Annotated in this window: 16 protein-coding genes and 1 pseudogene; 4 read left to right on the top strand and 13 right to left on the bottom strand. The window is 61.4% G+C overall.

Features of this window, described 5'->3' with window-relative positions; genetic code table 11:
• The first annotated feature begins 32 nt into the window (after positions 1–32).
• The gene (locus tag FB009_RS12645; protein WP_012066533.1) at positions 33–611 is read left to right on the top strand and encodes an AAA family ATPase; all 579 of its coding nucleotides are present in this window, start codon (positions 33–35) and stop codon (positions 609–611) included.
• 98 nt (positions 612–709) lie between these two features.
• Here the strand turns inward: FB009_RS12645 and FB009_RS12640 are convergent, their stop codons facing one another.
• From FB009_RS12640 to FB009_RS12615, 6 genes are all read right to left on the bottom strand, one after another.
• Positions 710–1,795 (bottom strand): ABC transporter ATP-binding protein, encoded by a 1,086-nt coding sequence (locus FB009_RS12640; RefSeq protein WP_127581860.1) that lies wholly within the window; start codon positions 1,793–1,795, stop codon positions 710–712.
• 3 nt (positions 1,796–1,798) lie between these two features.
• A complete protein-coding gene (locus FB009_RS12635) occupies positions 1,799–2,995 on the bottom strand; it encodes a glycoside hydrolase family 172 protein (protein WP_102045248.1) in 1,197 nt (398 codons plus the stop codon).
• Positions 2,996–3,021: 26 nt separating this feature from the next.
• Positions 3,022–3,864, bottom strand: coding sequence for a carbohydrate ABC transporter permease (locus FB009_RS12630; protein ID WP_012066536.1), 843 nt, complete (start codon positions 3,862–3,864; stop codon positions 3,022–3,024).
• Complete coding sequence (locus FB009_RS12625) at positions 3,857–4,789, bottom strand: carbohydrate ABC transporter permease (protein WP_012066537.1); 933 nt, start codon at positions 4,787–4,789, stop codon at positions 3,857–3,859. The genes FB009_RS12630 and FB009_RS12625 overlap by 8 nt, the downstream gene beginning before the upstream one ends.
• A gap of 130 nt (positions 4,790–4,919) precedes the next feature.
• Complete coding sequence (locus FB009_RS12620) at positions 4,920–6,287, bottom strand: ABC transporter substrate-binding protein (protein ID WP_127581857.1); 1,368 nt, start codon at positions 6,285–6,287, stop codon at positions 4,920–4,922.
• A 61-nt stretch (positions 6,288–6,348) separates the two neighbouring features.
• On the bottom strand, positions 6,349–7,353 hold the full coding sequence (locus FB009_RS12615) for a LacI family DNA-binding transcriptional regulator (protein ID WP_012066539.1): 1,005 nt from the start codon (positions 7,351–7,353) through the stop codon (positions 6,349–6,351).
• A gap of 249 nt (positions 7,354–7,602) precedes the next feature.
• Here FB009_RS12615 and FB009_RS12610 point away from each other — a divergent pair, with 249 nt between their 5' ends.
• On the top strand, positions 7,603–8,931 hold the full coding sequence (locus FB009_RS12610) for an aspartate aminotransferase family protein (RefSeq protein ID WP_012066540.1): 1,329 nt from the start codon (positions 7,603–7,605) through the stop codon (positions 8,929–8,931).
• Between the two features lie 86 nt (positions 8,932–9,017).
• Entirely contained in the window at positions 9,018–10,715 is a 1,698-nt protein-coding gene (gene ade, locus FB009_RS12605) for an adenine deaminase (protein ID WP_012066541.1), read from the top strand.
• A 202-nt stretch (positions 10,716–10,917) separates the two neighbouring features.
• Here the strand turns inward: ade and FB009_RS12600 are convergent.
• Positions 10,918–11,234: pseudogene (locus FB009_RS12600) on the bottom strand (HigA family addiction module antitoxin).
• A gap of 147 nt (positions 11,235–11,381) precedes the next feature.
• Positions 11,382–13,025 (bottom strand): beta-galactosidase BglA, encoded by a 1,644-nt coding sequence (bglA, locus tag FB009_RS12595; RefSeq protein WP_012066543.1) that lies wholly within the window; start codon positions 13,023–13,025, stop codon positions 11,382–11,384.
• Positions 13,026–13,159: 134 nt separating this feature from the next.
• Between bglA and FB009_RS12590 the strand changes: the two genes are divergently transcribed.
• On the top strand, positions 13,160–14,092 hold the full coding sequence (locus tag FB009_RS12590) for a sugar kinase (protein WP_012066544.1): 933 nt from the start codon (positions 13,160–13,162) through the stop codon (positions 14,090–14,092).
• 49 nt (positions 14,093–14,141) lie between these two features.
• Here FB009_RS12590 and FB009_RS12585 read toward each other — a convergent pair whose 3' ends face one another.
• From FB009_RS12585 to FB009_RS12565, 5 genes are read right to left on the bottom strand one after another with little or no spacing between them, the layout of a single operon-like run.
• Positions 14,142–14,909, bottom strand: a complete 768-nt coding sequence (locus tag FB009_RS12585) for an ABC transporter ATP-binding protein (RefSeq protein WP_012066545.1) — start codon at positions 14,907–14,909, stop codon at positions 14,142–14,144.
• The gene (locus FB009_RS12580) at positions 14,906–15,739 is read right to left on the bottom strand and encodes an ABC transporter ATP-binding protein (RefSeq protein WP_012066546.1); all 834 of its coding nucleotides are present in this window, start codon (positions 15,737–15,739) and stop codon (positions 14,906–14,908) included. The genes FB009_RS12585 and FB009_RS12580 overlap by 4 nt, the downstream gene beginning before the upstream one ends.
• Positions 15,736–16,695, bottom strand: a complete 960-nt coding sequence (locus FB009_RS12575; RefSeq protein ID WP_012066547.1) for an ABC transporter permease — start codon at positions 16,693–16,695, stop codon at positions 15,736–15,738. The genes FB009_RS12580 and FB009_RS12575 overlap by 4 nt, the downstream gene beginning before the upstream one ends.
• A complete protein-coding gene (locus FB009_RS12570) occupies positions 16,692–17,735 on the bottom strand; it encodes an ABC transporter permease (protein ID WP_012066548.1) in 1,044 nt (347 codons plus the stop codon). Before FB009_RS12570 ends, FB009_RS12575 begins: the two co-directional genes overlap by 4 nt.
• Before the next feature lie 41 nt (positions 17,736–17,776).
• Complete coding sequence (locus FB009_RS12565; RefSeq protein ID WP_012066549.1) at positions 17,777–19,417, bottom strand: ABC transporter substrate-binding protein; 1,641 nt, start codon at positions 19,415–19,417, stop codon at positions 17,777–17,779.
• Between the last annotated feature and the right edge of the window lie 21 nt (positions 19,418–19,438).

Genomic DNA, 19,438 nt, shown 5'->3' with positions numbered 1-19,438 from the left:
GGGGCTTTGTTTTCTGCTGTGTTGGGGGCGCTATGAACGATTCGGGCGAAGTTCTCATCCTCACCGGGCCGCCCGGCTCGGGAAAAACCACGACGGCGCAGGCGCTTGCCGCAGCGCCGGGATTACCCAAGGTCCACCTTCACTGCGACGACTTCTGGCATTTCATCAAGAATGGGGCGATACCGCCTTATCTGGCTGAAGCCCATAAACAAAACACCGTGGTCGTCGATGTGTTGACGAAAGCCGCCGCGGCTTACGCCGATGGTGGTTACTTCGTCATCGTAGACGGCATCATCGGACCCTGGTTCCTGGAGCCATTCAGGAGGATGGCGGCTCCGATCCACTACATCGTTCTGCGTCCACCACTCCATGTCGCGATCCGGCGTTGCCAGCAGCGCGGCGGCGAAACGTTGACCGATCCCGAACCCATCACGGCGCTGCATCGACAGCTCTCGTCGCTGGGAGCGCTCGAGCGGCACGTTCTTCCGACCGACGGACATAAGCGCGAAGACACCTTGGCCGCAGTGGTCGAGGCCGTGAAAGGTGGATCGTTTCGCCTCGGCCGGGATGAAGAAAAGGCTGTCCCGTCTTCCCACCGCACCCCGCTCTGACGCATTGGAAACGATCACGTTCATGATCTAGGTCGATCCGACCTGGATCATCGTGATCCGGTTTGGCGTGTCCCCGGGATTCCTGGAGGAAGACTGAGTTACTGCCGAGAAACGCTGCCAAGGTTGCGATCCAGGTGCTCGATCCTCTGCTCGGTCCTGGCGTCGAAAAAATGCACTGCCGTTTCGTCGAGCGTTACCCCCACGCTTTCGCCGGGCCTGTAGGTTACGCGCCCCTGAACCAGCGCAACCAGTTGCAGGTCTCCTGATTGAACGACGACTTGTGTTTCGGCGCCCGTGGGCTCGACGACCAGAACCTCAAAAGGACCACCGCTTTTGCCGAGTTTGATCTTGTCGGGCCTGATGCCGGCAACAAGCGCTCCGTGGAAGGCCGCCGGCAGGTTCGAATGGCATTCGATTCCTCCCGTTCCACGAAATATATCGGCTTCCATGGCGCCTTCAATGAAGTTCATCGTCGGGCTTCCGATGAAGCCGGCGACGAAGAGGTTGGCCGGTTCGTCATAGAGGTCGAGCGGCGAGCCGACCTGCTCTATCAGGCCGTCGCGCATGACGACGATACGGTCGGCCATGGTCATCGCCTCGACCTGGTCGTGGGTGACATAGATCGTGGTGGTCTTCAGCCGCTGGTGCAGCGATTTGATTTCGGCGCGCATCTGCACGCGCAGCTTGGCGTCGAGATTCGACAGCGGCTCATCGAAGAGGAACACCTCCGGGTCGCGGACGATCGCGCGACCCATGGCCACACGCTGCCGCTGGCCGCCGGAGAGCTGACCGGGATAGCGATCGAGCAGCTTCTCGAGGCCGAGGATTCGCGCCGCATTGCCGACCTTGTCCCGGGTCTCGTCCTTGCCCAGCCCGGAGAGCTTCAGCGAGAAGGCCATGTTCTGCGCCACCGTCATATGCGGATAAAGCGCGTAGTTCTGGAACACCATCGCGATGTTGCGGTCCTTGGGAGCGACATCGTTGACGACCTCGCCGTCGATGCTGATCGTGCCGTCGGATATATGTTCCAGCCCGGCGATCATCCTGAGCAGGGTGGATTTTCCGCAGCCGGACGGCCCGACCAGAATGACGAACTCGCCGTCTTCTATGCAGGCTGAGACGCCATGAACGACTTCCAGATGTCCATAACGCTTGGTGATGTTTTCGATTTCTACCCGAGCCATGATTCAGCGCCTCGTCCTGGCTTCGACCGCCGACCAATTGTGGTAGGGGCGGCGAAAGGTTGGAATCCGGTCCTCGACCTTGGGGAAAGCGCCGAACGGCTTGTGCGGCTCGGCCTGATACCAGAAGGCAACGGAGGACATATCGTCGGCGCGTCTGTTGGCGTGACCATGCTCGATCGTCACCCGGATGTTCTTATGGAAAATCACCGGGTCCTCGATGTGCCAGCGATAGAGGGTCACCGGCTCGGTCCAGTTCGGACCGCCGGCGGAGATGATGCCGTGGTAGGGGGCGTCATAGTCCTGCGTCGGACACCATGCGGTGTTGAAATAGTCTTCCGTGCCGGTGCCGTGCAGCGTCGGTGGCCAGGCGTCGTTGGCTCCGGGCGCGGATTCCGGCCGATCTTCGATCAGCGCCGCTTTCGGACCGATGCGGGGATCCGGCTTACGGATGCCGTCCGGGACCGAAATGCCCGGCTCGCCGTCAACGTAGATCATATCGTCGCCCTCGCCGTACCAGTCCCATACCTCGGAGCGGCGGTGTGAGTAGACGCTGTAGAGCACGCCGACATAGTGGCCGTGACCGGCAGCGTCGAGGATGACGTAGTTGCCCTTGCCGTCGACATTCTCGCCGCCGAACAGCACCTGCTCATTCGTCAGCCCGGCCTCGTCGAAGTTTTCGGGCCGTTCCTGGCGGTATTGCGCATGAAAGCGGCCGAGGTCCTCTTCCAGCTCATCATGCAGCTCGAGGTCGATATAGTAATAAAAGAGCAGATCGTGCTCGGCTTCATTGGTGATGGTGAATTTCATGCCCGAGCCGAACGGCATCGGGAAGTAGCAATTGAAGGCCTTGCCGTCTTCCGGGCTCGCCTGCATCGGCAAGCTGGCATAGTTTCCTGTGCGCGCATTCCCCATGCCGAAAAAGTCGCCGATCGGCGCCTCGATGCTGGGCGCGCCCTCGCCGTCCCACCAGGCGCGCAAGACAGCCTTGCGAAGGTAACTTTCGCTTTCGCATTGGATCGTGACCCAGATATGGGTGACGATGCCCGCGCCCGCATATTCAGCGATGGTGACCGTCTGGCCCGGCTCGATATGCAACCGGTCGTCATTGCCGCCTGTCCGGTCATAACTCGAGAATCGTCTCGTCTTTGCATCGCGCAGCTTTGCGAGACCGCGCAACGGTGAAAGGCCGGCATTGTTCATTCTTTGATCCCTGGCGTTTTGGGTTGTCATTTCAGACCGCTTGTCTTTATCGAGTCCATGATCTGCCGTTGGAAGACCAGGAACAGGACGAGGGTGGGGATGGCAACGATCGTCGAAGCCGCCAACATGTAGTTCCAGGCCGCCGAATACTCGCTCTTGAAGTTGGCGATACCGACCTGCACGACCCAGAATTTCTGGTCGGATGCGACCGTCAGCGGCCACAGAAAGGCATTCCAGTTGGCGAGAAAGAACAGGATGGCCAGTGCCGACAGAATTGGCTTGGACAGAGGCAGGATGACGCTCCAATAGATGCGCCAGTATCCGGCGCCGTCCATCACGGCCGCCTCCTCGATTTCACGCGGCAAGGACAGATAATATTGCCTGAGCAGGAAGATGCCGAAGGCGTTGAAGATCGACGGAATGATGATCCCGCCATAGGTGTTCAGCATGCCCATGGCGCGCACGATGATGAACAGCGGCACGATGACGACCGGCAGCGACACGAGCAGAGTCGAGAAGATGGCGAGGAAGATCAGTTCCCGGCCCGGGAAGCGCAGCCTGGCCAGCGCGTAACCCGCCATCGAATGGAAGAACAGCGCCACCACCGTGACGGTGACCGACACGAAAAGGCTGTTCAGCATATAGCGGATGAACGGCACCTCGGTCAGCACATAGACGAAGTTCGACCAGGTCGGCGCCGACGGCAGCAGCGCCGGAGAAAACGACTCCTGAGCGCCCTTGAAGGCGATCGAGACCATCCACAACAAAGGGAAGACCGTCATTAGCGCGAGGATGGCCGCCACCGTCATCCAGATCAAGCGGACGGCGGTTACCTGCGAATTACTGAAATAGAGAGACGGTTTACTCATAGCTGAAGCGGCCTCCGCGGGTCAGCAGGAACATCAGGCCGGTCATGGCCATCAGCGAAATCACCAGGATCGAGGCCATGGCCGCTGCATAGCCGAACGCTCCGAAACTAAAGGCCTGCTGGTAGATATAGACGATCAGTACCGAGGTGGAATTGGCGGGACCGCCGCCCGTCATGACCCAGATGATGTCGAAGGCCTGTGATCCTGCCACGGCCGCCACCATGGAGATCATGATCACGAAGAAGCTCGTGGGCTTAAGCAGCGGCAGGGTGATGTACCAGAATTTTGCGATCGGTCCGGCGCCATCCATGGTCGCCGCCTCGTAATACATGGCCGGAATGTCCTGCAGCCCGCCGAGGAAGATCAGCATGTAGTAGCCCATCAGGAACCAGACGCTGACCGCCACGACGGTAAAGAGTGCATAGTCGGGATCACCCAGGAAAGAGATGCCCCCGAGTCCCAGAGCCGGCGTGAGGCGGCTGAGGACGCCAATCTTGTCGACGACGAGGAACTGCCAGACCAGAGCCACCACGATGAGGCTGACCATATGTGGGGCGAAGAACATCGAGCGGATGACGCCGTTGAAGCGGTTGGTTTTCTGAACAAGCAGCGCCAAACTCAGGCCGCAGACATAGAGAAGCGGCACCAGCATGAGCGCGTAAAGCGCGGTCACCTTGGCGGACTGCCAGAACAGCGGGTCACGCATCATTTTCGTGTAGTTGGCCATTCCAACGAAACGGTAGGCTCCGAAACCGTCGACGTCGTAGAGCCCGAGCACCAGCGACAGGAGCATCGGCAGGCCGAGAAAAACCAGCAGGCCGAGCGCGTCGGGCAGCACGAAAAGGTAGCCGGCGATCCATTCGCGATTTCGGGCCGACAGGCGGCTGTGCCTGAATTTTGTTTTGGGACGGACTGACGTGCTCATGGCTATTCTCGCACCGCTTCTCTAACCTTTTTGAAAATGCACACGTCCGGATGGAAAGCCTCGTGCGCTTTCCTGGACGTGCTGGGCGGCCGCCGGGTTTGAAAACCGGAGCGGCCGCCCCCGGGGAGGATTAAAGAATCGGCGCGCCGGAATAGGAGGCCAGGTAGGCGTCGAGCCGCTGCGAGGCCGTGGTCGCGGTCGCCTGCGGGTCGGCGCCACCGAGCATGGCCTGTTGTACGGCGTCCGAGATGATCTTGTAGACTTCCGGCGGCACCCGCGGCTCGGCGCGCGTACCCGGGTGAATCTCTTTGGCGAACTGGCCGATTATGCCTTCGCTGAATGCCGCTTCACGTGCTTTCAGAGCGCTGTCGCGCGGGGGCATGTCGGATTTCGCTTCGGTGCACCAGCTCGCGACACGATCGATCGAGCCTTGATCCATCGATGCCAGCGCCCAGGCGCAGAACTGCCCGGCAGCTTCCGGGTTCTTGCCTTTGGAATTGGCGACGAAAGCCCATCCGCCGCCGACTGTGACGTACTTGCCATTCGCCGGCGTCGGCAAGCGGAACACGCCGTAGGGGAAGTCCTTGGCGTTGTTCTTCAATTGGGAAATGGCCCAGATACCGACATTCTGGATCGCGCAATAGCCGGAGGCGAGATTGGCGACACTGTCGTTGGCGCCGTTGCCGAGTACCTGCCGGGGTGCGGCGCCCGAATTCACGGCATCCTGCCAGAGCTTCAGCGCCTGCACGGTCGCGGGCGAGTCGAACGCGCTTTTTCCCTCGGCGTTCTGGAATTCGCCGCCGCCCTGCCAGAGGAAGGGATACCAGGTGAAGTTCTGGTAATAGCCCGGCGCGGTCTGGAACAGCAGGCCATAACGTTCCGGCGTGGTCAGTTTCTTGCCCAGTTCCAACAGTTCGTCCCAGGTCTTCGGCACGTCATTCTCATTGAGGCCGGCATCCTCAAAGGCCTTGATGGAGTAGAACATCGCCATCGGCTCGACTTCCATCGGAAGGCCGAAGATCTTGCCGTCGACCATACGGTTCGCAAGCACGCTTTCCGGGAAATCGGCCCGGGCCTTCTCGTCGATATAGGGCGTCAGATCTTGCAGAACCCCGCCATTGTAATAGCGCAGGAAGTCGCCGGGCGAGATGATGAAGATGTCCGGCCCGTCACCGGAGGCGAAGGCGGTCGCGAGCTTCGGACCGTTGATGTATTCCTTGTTCGGGATGAATTCGAGCTCGACCTTCTGGTCGTGCGTTGCGTTCCAATCGGCGACGGTTTTCTCGAACCATTCGACCTGCGGCTTCACCTGGCCGCCGGGCGCGTAAAATTGCCAGAACTTCAACGGGGCGTCCTGGGCACGCACCGGCAGCCGGTTGATGAACGGAAAGCCGCTCAGGCCGCCGGCCAGTCCGGCGGCGGCGAAGGTTGCGCCGTTGCGGAGAAATTCCCGGCGCGACTTGCCGGATGCCGCAACAAGGTTGGATCTATTCTTCATTGGTACCTCCCTCTCACACTTGTTCAGGCCCTCTCCTCAGGGCCGCCTCACTTGAGCGATGTCACGCTGTCTCGAACTCCCGCAGCACGCATGAAACGACCTCGCTTCTCGGCTCTCCCTCATAGGTTCCGTTGATCCGTTCGAGCAGCATGCGAGTTGCGCGGCGCGCCAGTTCGGCCGGCGCGTTGCCGACGCGGGTCAGCCGCGGCCGGACATATTCGAGCTGCGGCTGATCGCCGAATACTGCGACCTTGAAATCGTCGGGTATGCGAATGCCGCGGTCGTAGAACTCGGCCAAAGCGCCAGCTGCCATCAGATAGTTGCCGAAGAAGACTGCCGACGGCAGATCACCGCCGTGTCCGGCAAGCAGCCATTCGGCGGCTGCCTTGCCGGAAGGCGCAAGATAGCTGCCCTCGAAGCGCAAACCGGGATCGGGCGTTGCACCATGGTCGGCCAATCCCTGTTCGAAGCCATCCGCCCGCGACATCGCTTCGGCGAAGAATGACGGACCGGTTACATGGGCAATGCGCCGATGGCCCTTCCCGGCCAGGTAAGCACCCATCTGGTAGCCGCCGCCGAAATCGTCGATCCGGACGCAATCCACGGCGTGATTCGGCAGGTTGCCAATGAAGACGGTCGGCGTCTCGACGCGCATCAGCGCGTCATGCATGCCGTGCAGGGCAAAGTCGCCGACGATGAGACCATCGACGCGCTTGTTGCCGATCTGGCGCAGGTATTCGCGCCCATGATCCTGGGACTGACCGCCCGGAACGTCGGTGTTGAAGATCAGCATGTCCAGACCGGCAACTTCAAGCTCCGACTGCGCTGCCTTGACGAGCTCCGGATAAAACGGGTTGCGGATGTCGGGGATCAGCATTGCGACGATATTGGTGCGCCCCGTCCGCAGGCTCTGCGCCTGCGGATTGGGTTTGTAACCGAGATCCTTGATCGCCGCCTCGACGCGCTCGCGCAGGGGTTTCGACACGCGATCGCTATGATTGATCACGTGAGAAACCGTCGTCGGCGACACGCCAGCCCTTGCTGCCACTTTTGCGATTGTGCTCATGGACGCCAACATTACGCAAAAAAATCGATTTGCAAATCGATTTTTTTTACCGTCGTGACTCGTTCAACCGGCGTGGCATTCAAGCATGAGGGGAGCGACGCAGCACGCCTGGGCACGAGGGGCCGGCTTGGATGCCCACTCGAAGGTTCCGTTTACCGCATTTCTGCGATCCGGCGGTGGCAGGATATTGAATCGGTGCTACGTTCTGGCGGAGGCCAGCATCGCCACGAATCGAGGAGGAGATGAGACATGTCCAACCGCCTGAATACGACGCCGAATGATTTGCGCGCATTCTGGATGCCCTTCACGGCCAACCGGCAGTTCAAGAAGGAGCCGCGGCTCTTCGTTGGCGCCAAGGACATGTACTACACCACCCATGACGGACGGACGGTTCTCGATGGTACAGCCGGACTCTGGTGCGTCAATGCCGGCCATTGTCGGCCGAAAATCACCGAAGCGATCCGCGAGCAGGCGGGCGAACTGGACTACGCGCCGGCCTTTCAGCTCGGTCACCCCAAGGCATTCGAACTCGCAAACCGGCTGGTCGATATCGCGCCCGAAGGCATGAACCACGTTCTCTACACCAATTCAGGCTCGGAATCGGTCGATACCGCGCTGAAGGTCGCGCTCGCTTATCACCGCGCCAAGGGCAACGGCTCGCGCTTCCGCCTCATCGGCCGCGAGCGCGGCTATCATGGCGTCAACTTCGGCGGCATTTCGGTTGGCGGGATCGTCGCCAATCGCAAGATGTTCGGCACGCTGCTGACGGGCGTCGATCACCTTCCGCACACGCATTTGCCAGCCAAAAACGCCTTCAGCCGCGGCGAGCCCGAGCACGGCGCCGATCTCGCCGCCGAACTCGAGCGCATCGTCACGCTTCATGACGCCTCGACGGTCGCGGCGGTCATCGTTGAACCCGTGGCCGGCTCGACCGGCGTTCTCATCCCGCCGAAGGGCTATCTTCAGAAACTGCGCGAAATCTGCACCAAACATGGCATCCTGCTGATCTTCGACGAGGTGATCACCGGCTATGGCCGGCTCGGCACGCCCTTTGCCGCGCAATATTTCGACGTCAAGCCGGACATCATTACCACCGCCAAGGGCCTCACCAACGGCGTCATCCCGATGGGCGCGGTCTTCGTGACATCGGAAATCCACGACGCCTTCATGACCGGTCCGGAGCACCTGATCGAGTTCTTCCACGGCTATACCTATTCCGGCAACCCGATCGCCTCGGCAGCAGCACTCGGAACGCTGGACACCTACAAGGAGGAAGGCCTTCTGACGCGCGCCGCCGAGCTTGCTTCCTATTGGGAGGAGGCGTTGCACGCGCTGAAGGACTGCCCCCATGTCATCGACATCCGCAATATCGGACTGATCGGCGCGATCGAGCTCGAGCCGATCGCCGGAGAGCCGACGAAGCGCGCCTTTTCCGCTTTCCTGAAGGCCTATGAGAAGGGCCTTCTGATCCGCACCACAGGCGACATCATTGCGCTGTCACCGCCGCTGATCATCGAAAAACAGCAGATCGACGAGCTTTTCGACAAGCTACGCGACGTGCTGAAGAACAATATCTGAAGCGTTTCCTGCCATGTGCGAGGCCCTTTCCCCGACCGCGGGGAGAGGGTTATTGTCATGATCAGGATCAAGTGCGAGGTGCATAGATGTCCGAAGCGCTGGAGCGTCTCATAGATCAGGGCGTGGGCCGCGGGCCGGCGGAAATCGTGCTCAAGGGCGGGCGGTTCTTCGATCTCGTCACGGGGGAACTCGTTGCCTCCGACATCGCCATCTCGGGTGGGCGTATCGTCGGCACCTGCGGCGACTATCAGGGCCGCGAGGAGATCGACGTCACCGGCCGCGTCATCGTGCCGGGCTTCATCGATACGCATCTCCACATCGAATCGTCGCTGGTGACGCCGCACGAGTTCGACCGCTGCGTGCTGCCGCTTGGTGTCACCACTGCGATCTGCGATCCGCACGAGATCGCCAATGTGCTCGGCACCGAAGGCATCCAGTATTTCCTGGATTCGGCCATGGAGACGATCATGGACATCCGCGTCCAACTCTCCTCCTGCGTGCCGGCTACGCATCTCGAAACCTCGGGCGCCGACCTACCGGTGGAGCGCCTTATCCCCTTTCGCAACCACCCGAAGGTGATCGGGCTTGCCGAGTTCATGAATTTTCCGGGTGTCGTCAACAAGGATCCGATTTGCCTTGCAAAACTCGATGCCTTCCAGGATGGGCATATCGACGGCCATGCCCCCCTCCTTCGCGGAAAGGAACTGAACGGTTATCTCGCGACCGGAATCCGCACAGATCATGAATGCACAAGCGCGGGGGAAGCACTCGAGAAAATACGCAAGGGCATGCACATCCTTGTGCGCGAAGGTTCCGTCTCGAAGGATTTGCAAGCGCTTATGCCTCTCATCACCGAGCGGCTCTCACCCTATCTGGCGCTCTGCACGGACGACCGCAACCCGCTCGACATTGCCGAACAGGGCCACCTCGATCACATGATCCGCACCGCAATCGCGGCCGGCGTCGAGCCGCTCGCCATCTATCGCGCCGCTTCGATTTCAGCCGCACGCGCCTTCGGCCTTCGCGATCGCGGCCTCGTCGCTCCGGGCTGGCGCGCCGACCTCGTCGTTATCGACAGCCTGGAAGACTGCAGGGCGGGAATCGTCTTTTCCGCCGGACGGCGCGTCACGGATGCTCTCTTCGCAGAACGCCGGCCGGTAGAGCCGGTGGGGCTCGACAGCGTCAAGGCACGCAAGGTCCGGGCAGCCGATTTCGGTCTCCCCTACAACGAAGGAGAGACCCCGGTTCTGGGCGTTCTGCCCGGCAAGATCATCACCGAACACCGCCGCTACCGGCTACCCGCCGAAGGCAATCAAACGGGTGTCGATCTCGACCGTGACATCATCAAGGTCGCCGTGATCGAGCGCCACGGCGTCAACGGCAATCATGCCAACGGCTTCGTCCAGGGCTTCGGCCTCAAGAAGGGTGCGATAGCGTCCACGGTCGGCCATGACAGCCACAACATCTGCGTCGTGGGGGCCGGCGACGAAGACATGGCGCTCGCAGTCAACCGATTAAGCGAAATCAAGGGCGGCTTCGTCGTCGTCGAGGATGGCAAAGTCACTGGCGAGATCGCCCTGCCCGTCGCCGGCCTCATGAGTCTCGAACCCTATGAGAGCGTCCGGGATACGCTTCACCATCTGCGTCAGGCCGCCTTCGCCCTCGGTGCCACGCTGGAAGAACCATTCCTGCAACTCGCCTTCCTGCCGTTGCCGGTGATCCCCCACCTGAAGATTTCGGATCGCGGGCTCGTGGATGTGGACAGATTTATGCTGATCGGGTGAAGTTAGAGGAAGGGGCGCAGCAATCTCGCGCGGGATGCGAAGCGCTTTTCCGTCCGGAATTGCGCCAAACAAGGGGCTGCAGAGTTTCCGCGATACGGAGAAAAGCGGAAATGCTCTACAGCGCCGTGCGTCTTATCAGACGCACAAAGGCCGCTGTAGCACTTTGATCTGCTGCATGTTTTTGTCCTTCAATCGGATCCGATTAAAGGAAACATGCAGTAGGTCGACCCAAGGTCTCAATGCCGCTGACGTCGATCTCACGCCAGCGTGCCATGTGTCGTAAGCCGCCTGCATCCTGATGCCGGGCCCATCTCCAAAAAGCTTACCCAGACGCACTGCAATTGCAGGAGTCACCGGCTGCTTCTGGTTCAGAATATCGTAGAGGGTAGACCGGGAGACGCCGAGCCGGCGTGCGATCTCCGCCTTGCTCCTGCCAGTGGCGGGTATCATGATCTCACCCAGCATCTCACCCGGATGGGCAGGCCCGATGGATGGATGGCGCTGCGTATCGGTTGCCATGGTAGTCCTTCATTTCAACATTCGTGGCGTTCTCACCTTCCCAAGAAAAGGTGATCCGCCAGTTTCGAGAGACCCGAACCGCAATGCGCCCAACCTGATCGTGTTTCAGAGCATGAAAGCCCGCACGACAGAGCCTGACCTGATGACCTAACGCAGCCTGCCGCAGAAAACGTCGAGCGCAGCAAGCGTGATCGCATTGTCCGCGAAAGGCGGCGCGAATCCGGGCATCGGCAGCGGCTCGGCCACGAGCGTTGCCGGAAGCTGAAACGTCTGCGGTTCCGGCGTCAGGTTGAAGACGAACAGCAGCCGATCGCCGTCTTTCTCCCGCGTGAAGACCAGAATATCCTGGTTGGTGCCGAGGAACGCCATGTCTCCATCGACGAGCGCCGGCCGCCTCCGGCGGAATTCAAGGGTGTCTCGATAGTGCTCGAGCACGGAACCCTCGACACCATCCTGCGCGTCCACCGCCAGCGTCCGGTGCCCTTCGCGCACCGGCAGCCAGGGAACGCCGTCGGAAAAGCCGGCATTCTTCAGTTCACTTCCCCATACCATCGGCGTCCGGCATCCGTCGCGTCCGGCAAAGGCGGGCCAGAAGCGGATTCCGTATGGATCGCGCAGTTCTTCGAAGGCAAGGTCGGCTTCCGGCAATCCCAATTCCTCCCCCTGGTAAAGGCAGATGGTGCCCCGCAGAGTGGCCAGCAACGAAATCGCGAGCTTCGCCACGCGCGCACGGTCGGCCTCGCGCAACGCAAAGCGGCTGACATGGCGCATGACGTCGTGATTGGAAAAGGCCCAGCAGACCCAGCCGTCGGCCACCGTTGCCTGGAAACTCTCAACGCAGCGGCGGATGTGACGCGCGGTGAATTCCGGTCCGAGCAGGTCGAATGTGTAGCACATGTGCAGCTTGTCGCCGCCACTCGTATAGGCGGCAACCGTCTGCAGCGAGCGTGATCCGTCGCCGATTTCGCCCACCGTCGCGCGGCCGCCATATTCATCGAGCAGCGCCCGGAACCGGCGCAGGAAATCGATGTTTTCCGGCTGCGTCTTGTCATAGAGGTGGTTCTGCATGCCGTAAGGATTGACCTCTGGCGCGTCGCGGCTCGTCGCGTCCGGATCCGGCACCAGCGGCGGGTTGTCCCGCAAAAGCCGATCGTGGAAATAGAAGTTCGCCGTATCGAGCCTGAAACCGTCCACGCCTCGGTCCAGCCAGAAGCGGACCGTCGCCAGCACAGCTTCCTGAACTTCAGGGTTATGGAAATTGAGATCGGGCTGCGACGAAAGGAAATTGTGCAGGTAATATTGCCTGCGGACCCCATCCCACTCCCAGCCCGGGCCGCCGAAGATTGAAAGCCAGTTGTTCGGCGCCGTGCCGTCCGGTTTCGGGTCGGCCCATACATACCAGTCCGCCTTGGCATTCGTCCTGCTCGAACGGCTCTCCATGAACCAGGGATGCCGGTCGGATGTGTGCGAGATCACCTGGTCGATAATCACCTTGAGTCCCAGCCGATGGGCTTCCGCCATCATCTCGTCGAAATCGTCGAGCGTGCCGAACATCGGATCGACGTCGCAATAATCCGAAACGTCATAGCCCATGTCCGCTTGGGGCGAGGTGAAGAAAGGCGAGAGCCAGATGGCATCGACACCGAGCGAGGCGATATGCGGAAGCCGCCGGGTAACGCCGCGAAGGTCACCCATTCCGTCGCCGTCGGTGTCCTGGAAAGATCGCGGATAGACCTGATAGATGACCGCTCCGCGCCACCAGTTGTCATCCGATTCCGATGGGGCCGCCATGCGCAGGTCTCCGTGTTTGGTTCAGCAATTCAGATTTATCTTCACCGCCGCTTCGAGTAAACGCCGCCCCCAACATTCGCTTGCTCGCTCGGCGACATCGGCTTAATTCGGATCAGCAAAAATGGGAGGAGTGAATGGCAGGGAAGATGCTTTCGATTGGCGAGTGCATGGTGGAGCTCATGCAGGCGGAAGGCGGCATGCTGCGGAAAGGCTATGCAGGCGATAGCTTCAATACAGCCTATTACGCGCGCCTCTTCCTGCCGGCGGACTGGACGGTCGATTATTTTACGGCCGTCGGAACCGATATCGTGTCGCAGGAACTCCTGACCTTCATCGAAAGCACCGGCGTGGGCACCTCTCACATCCGAAAGATCGAAGGGCGGATGCCCGGTCTTTACATGATCCATCTCAAGGACGGCGAGCGCAGCTTCTCCTATTGGCGCTCGGCCTCGGCGGCGAAATTGCTCGCCGACGACCCCGACCGGCTCCGGGCGGCAATCGAGGCGGTGAACGTCGTATTTTTCTCCGGGATTACGCTGGCGATCCTCTCGCCCCTAGCAGCAGAGACATTGCTGGCCGAGCTTCGGCGGGCAAAGGCTGGCGGCAGGAACGTGGTCTTCGACCCGAACATCCGCCCGCGCCTTTGGGACGACGCCGCTCGGATGCGCGCGACGATCGAAGCCGGTGCGCGGTCCGCAACCATGGTTATGCCCAGCTATGACGACGAGGCGACGCATTTCGGCGACGCATCCGTCGAAGCGACGATCGAACGCTATCGGTCACTGGGCGCCGAAAACGTCGTTGTCAAAGACGGAGCGAACCGCGTGGCGCTGAGCTTCGCCGGAGATGAGCGCGTTCATGTTCCCGCCTCGCAGGTTTCCGCCGTCGTCGACACGACAAGCGCCGGCGACAGCTTCAACGGCTCCTTCCTCGCCCGTCTTGCCAGCGGCGACAGTCCGGCGGCCGCCGCGGCGTTCGCCGCCCGAGTCGCCGCGGCGGTGATCGGGCATCATGGGGCGCTGATCGGACGGGACAAGCTGCCGGCGGGTAGCGCGCAATTCGCGTGAGGATGGCGGCAATACCCCCTCTGCCCGGCAGGGCAGAGGGGGTATTGCCCTACCCGCTTTGCGCCACCGCTTCCCGCCTGAACCCTTTGCTCGCGACCATGAGATTGCGCGTATACGCCTCCGCGATACGCCCGGCCACCAGATCCGCCGAGGTAAGCCGCTCCACCACGCGGCCGTTCTGCATGACGGCCAGCCGTTCGCACATATGGGTGACGACGCCGAGATCGTGGCTCACCATGATGAAGGTCAGGCCGCGGTCGCGCCGCACCTCTTCGAGGAGGTTGAGCACTTCCGCCTGCACGGACGCATCGAGCGCCGAGGTCGGCTCGTCCAGGAGCAGGATCGAGGGCTCCAGGATAAGCGCGCGTGCGATCGCGATGCGCTGGCGCTGTCCGCCGGAGAGCTGATGCGGATAGCGGAAGCGGAAACTTGAACCAAGGCCCACCTCGTCCAGGGCCTTCAGGATGCGGCGCTCGCTGTCGCCGATACCGTGGATCGCCAGAGGCTCCATCAGCTGCCGGTCGACCGTCTGGCGCGGATGCAGCGAACCGTAAGGATCCTGGAACACCATTTGCACCGCCCGATAAAAGGCCTTGTCACGACGCGTCCCACGAACCTCGCGGCCCGAAACGCGGATCGCGCCTTTGCTTGCGCCAGTGAGGCCGGCGACGGCGCGCAACAGGGTGGACTTTCCCGAGCCGGACTCGCCGACGAGCCCGAAGGATTTCCCCTTCCCTACATCCACGCTGACGGCATCGAGTGCTTTGAACTCGTCGAAGACGACGCTCAGATTTTCGACGGATACGGCCTCGGTCATAGTGCCCACTCCGGCTTGCGGTCGAGCACCGGCAATGGATGACGATCCGCCCCGATCACCGGCATGCAGTTCAGCAGACCCTGGGTATAGGGGTGCTTTGCCTTGCCGAGCTCCGATGCGGCGATCTCCTCGACGATCTTTCCCGCATACATCACGAGAACGCGGTCGCAGAAGGACGAAACGAGGCGCAGGTCATGCGAGACGAAAATCAGTCCCATGCCGCGCTCCGCCACCAGCCGGTCGAGGATTGACAGCACCTCGAGCTGAACCGTCACGTCGAGCGCCGAGGTCGGCTCGTCCGCGATCAGGAGTTCCGGTCCGGCAACGAGCATCATAGCGATCATCGCCCGTTGCCCCATTCCGCCCGACACCTCGTGCGGATAAAGATCGAAGACGCGGGAAGCATCACGGATCTGCACCGCCGCAAGCATTTCGAGCGCCCTCTCCCGCGCCTCCGCACGGCCGATCTTCTCGTGTCGCTTCAACGTCTCGACGATCTGCCGTCCGATGCTCATCACCGGATTCAATGAATATTTCGGATCCTGCAATATCATGGCGATGCGCTTGCCGCGCAAGTCCCGCCGGCGTTTCGGGGAGGCTGAAAGAAGATCGATCCCTTCGAAGGCGAGCCGCTTCGCCGTTACTTCCGCGTGCGGCGGGGTCAGTCCCATGATGGCGCGGCCCGTCTGCGATTTACCGGAGCCGCTTTCACCGACGATGCCCAGGCGCTCGCGCCCCAGCGTAAAGGAAACGCCGCGCACCGCCTCCACGACACCGGTGCGTGTCGGGAACCGCACCCGGAGATCCTCGACAGTCAGAAGCGGACTCATTGGCCGCTCTCCCGCGGATCCAGCGCGTCGCGCAGGCCGTCTCCGAGCAGGTTGAAGCCGAGGCTTACGATCAGAATGGCGATCCCGGGCATGGTCGCAACCCACCATTGATCAAGGATGAAGCGCCGGCCGGAGGCGATCATGGCGCCCCATTCCGGCAGCGGCGGCTGGGCGCCGAGACCGAGGAAGCCGAGTCCCGCCGCCGTCAGGATGATGCCGGCCATGTCGAGCGTCACGCGTACGATGAGCGACGACATGCACATCGGCATGACATGGCGGAAGATAATGCGCAGGGGCGATGCTCCCATCAGCCGCACCGCGGCGATATAATCGGAATGGCGAACCGTCAGCGTTTCGGCCCGTGCGATGCGCGCATAGGGCGGCCAGGAGGTGATGGCGATCGCGATGACAGCATTCTCGATCCCCGGCCCGAGCGCCGCGACGAAGGCGAGCGCCAGGACGAGTTTCGGAAAGGCGAGGAAGATATCGGTGATGCGCATGAGGACCGCGTCGATCCAACCGCCGGCATAGCCCGCGACGGCGCCGACGATCAGCCCGACCGGAGCCGCGATGATTGCGACGAGCAGGACGACGAGGAGCGTCAGCCGCGAGCCGTGGATCAGCCGGGACAAAATATCACGGCCCTGATCATCCGTGCCGAGCAGGTAGCCTTCGCTGCCGGGTGGAAGAAGCCGCGCGCCGGCAAGATTTCCGATGACCGGATTATAGGGCGCCAGTGCATCGGCAAAGATGGCAACGAAGATCAGCGCCAGCAGAATGCACAGGCCGAGCACCGCAAGCCGGTTGGCGGAGAAGCGCCGCCAGGTCATATAGGCGCGGCCGAGCCGGGCCTGGGTCCGCGACTGGGGGCGGTCGGAAAGCAGCCATTCGCGCCGCGACATCGGGCGTGTTTCGGGGGGTGTTTCGGGGGGGCGTGTTACGGGGGCAAGACTCATCGGGCGCGCGTCCTCGGGTCCAGCGTCCGGTAGAGAAGATCGGACAGGAGGTTGATGCCGATGAAGACCGATCCGATGATGATCGTGCCGCCGAGAACGGCGTTCATATCGGCATTCTGCAACGAATTGGTGATGTAGAGGCCGAGCCCCGGCCAGGCGAACACCGTCTCGGTCAGAACCGACCCTTCGAGGAGACCGGCATAGGACAAGGCGATCACCGTCACCAGCGGCACCGCTGCGTTGCGTAGCGCATGAGACCAGATGATTCGCGCCTCCGAAAGGCCTTTGGCGCGTGCCGCGACGATATATTCCTGCTGCAGCTCGTTCAGCATAAAGCTGCGGGTCATGCGGCTGATATAGGCGAGCGAAAAGTAACCGAGCAGCGAGGCCGGCAGGATGATGTGGCGGAAGACGTCGCGGAAAACGTCCCATTGCCCCTGCCAGGCCGAGTCGAGGAGGTAGAAACCGGTGGCGGGCGTGAAGCTGTATTCGTAGACGATGTCGATGCGGCCGGGATAGGCGACCCATTGAAGCCGGGCATAGAAGACCAGCAGCGCCAGGAGTGCCAGCCAGAAGATCGGCACGGAATAGCCGACGAGGCCGATGACGCGAACGATCTGGTCGACGATACTGCCGCGTTTGACAGCGGCGAGAACGCCGAGAGGCACGCCGATGAATGCACCGATCAGCGTTCCAAGCGTCGCGAGTTCCATGGTCGCCGGAAAGACGCGGCGTATGTCCGCCATGACCGGGTTCGTGGTCAGCACCGAAGTCCCGAAATCGCCGGTGAATGCTTGCCGGCAGTAGATGAAGAACTGCTGGTAGAGAGGCAGGTTGAGACCCATCGCCTCACGTGTGCGCTCGACGACATGATTCGGCGCGCGGTCGCCGAGCACGGCAAGCACCGGATCGATCGGGATGACGCGGCCGATGAAAAAGGTGACGGCGAGAAGGCCGAGATAGGTGGTTGCCACGACGACGAGAAACTGCAGCGCGGCGACAAACGCCTTCCGGGAACGGGCGCGCCGGCGCCCGCTCATTGGTTCTGTTCCGATGATGCTCAAGGGAACGGTCCTTTCGACTATTCCTTGGAGACGTTCCAGACGTAGTTGGTGTCGAAGCTCGGCCCGAGCTTGAAGCCCTCGACAATGCCGCGCAACCCGGCGACCTCTGTCTGCTGGAAGATGACGACGAAAGGACTGTCCTCGAGCACCGTTTTCTGCAGCTCCTTGTAGATCTCGGCGCGCTTTGTGCTGTCGCGTTCGAGGAGCGCGTCCTTGGTCTTCTTGCTGAGTTCCGGAACGTCCCAGGCGTTGCGCCAGGCGAGCGTCTTGTTCGTGCCTTCGTCGGAATTGTCCGGATTGTTGGTGAAGGTATCGGCATTGGAGTGCGGATCGAAATAATCCATGCCCCACTGGCCGATATACATGTCGTGATTGCGGGCGCGGTACTTGGTCAGGGTCTGCTTGCCGTCTCCTGGAATAATTTCGAGCTTCACGCCCGCCTGCCCCAGCGTCTGCTGGAAGGATTCGGCAATGCCGGTGACCGGCTGGGTATTACGCACATCCATCGTAACGGTGAAGCCGTCCGGATAGCCGGCCTTCGCCAGCAGTTCCTTCGCCTTGGCTACGTCGAAGGTGTAGGGGTTCTCGTCGACGGCACCCAGCACACCCTTCGGCAGGAAGCTCTGGTGAATCTCGCCGATGCCCTTGATCAGGGTCGAGCCAATCGCGTCGTAATCGACAAGATACTTGAACGCCTGCTGTACCTCGGGTTTTGCGAGCTTTTCGTTCTTCTGATTGAGGCTGATATAGTAGACCGTTCCCTTCGGGGCGCTGGCCGTCGCCAGATCGGCATTCTTGCCGACTGCGTCGTAGTCGCCGGGCTCGAGGTTGCGCGCGACATCGATGTCGCCGGCTTCAAGCGCGAGCCGCTGACCCGAGCTTTCCTTCATGTGACGGTAGATGACGCGGGCGAGTTTCGCCGGTTCGCCATAATAATTGTCGTTGCGTTCCAGCACCACGACTTCATTGGCGCGCCACTCGCGCAGCTTGAACGGACCGGAACCGGCATAACCGGTCTTCAGCCACTCATTGCCGAAGTCGTTGTCATACTTGTACTCGTCGCTCGGCGACACGGATTTCACATGTTCGAGCACGAGCTTCTTGTCGACTACGGAAGCAACCGTCGCGGTCAGACAGTTCAAGACGAAACTCGGCGCGTAGGGCTGGTCGACCGTGAAAACAAAGGTCTCCGGGTCGGCGGCCTTCGCCTTTTCCGTGACATTGTCCCCGGTAAGGCCGAACTGGGTGAGGATGAAGGCCGGGCTCTTGTCGAGCTTGACGGCACGTTCGAACGAATAGGCGACGTCCTCGGCGGTGATCGGATTGCCGGATGCGAATTTCATTCCCGGCTTGAGCTTGAACGTATAGGTCAGGCCGTCATCCGAGACCGTCCAGCTTTCCGCAAGATCGCCTACGACCTTGGAGGTATCGTTGAGATCGAGCCTCACGAGCAGGCTGTAGGTATTGCTCGTCATCTCGGCGGTCGAAAGCTCGAAGGCTTCGCCGGGATCCATGGTGATGATGTCGTCGAATGCGAAACCCTCGACCAGCGTGTCCTTCGGCGTTTCCGCGAAGGCCGGCTGAGCCGCGCCCATCGCCATGGCGAGGGCCGCCGAGGCGGCGAGAATTCGAAAACGTCCATTGAGCTTGTGCATCATATTGCGCTTCCCTCTTTTAAC

Source organism: Sinorhizobium medicae (genome assembly GCF_007827695.1).
In the GTDB taxonomy this organism is placed as follows: domain Bacteria; phylum Pseudomonadota; class Alphaproteobacteria; order Rhizobiales; family Rhizobiaceae; genus Sinorhizobium; species Sinorhizobium medicae.
The sequence above is the reverse complement of the archived record's forward strand: the minus strand, read 5'-3'. Positions and strand labels throughout refer to the sequence as shown.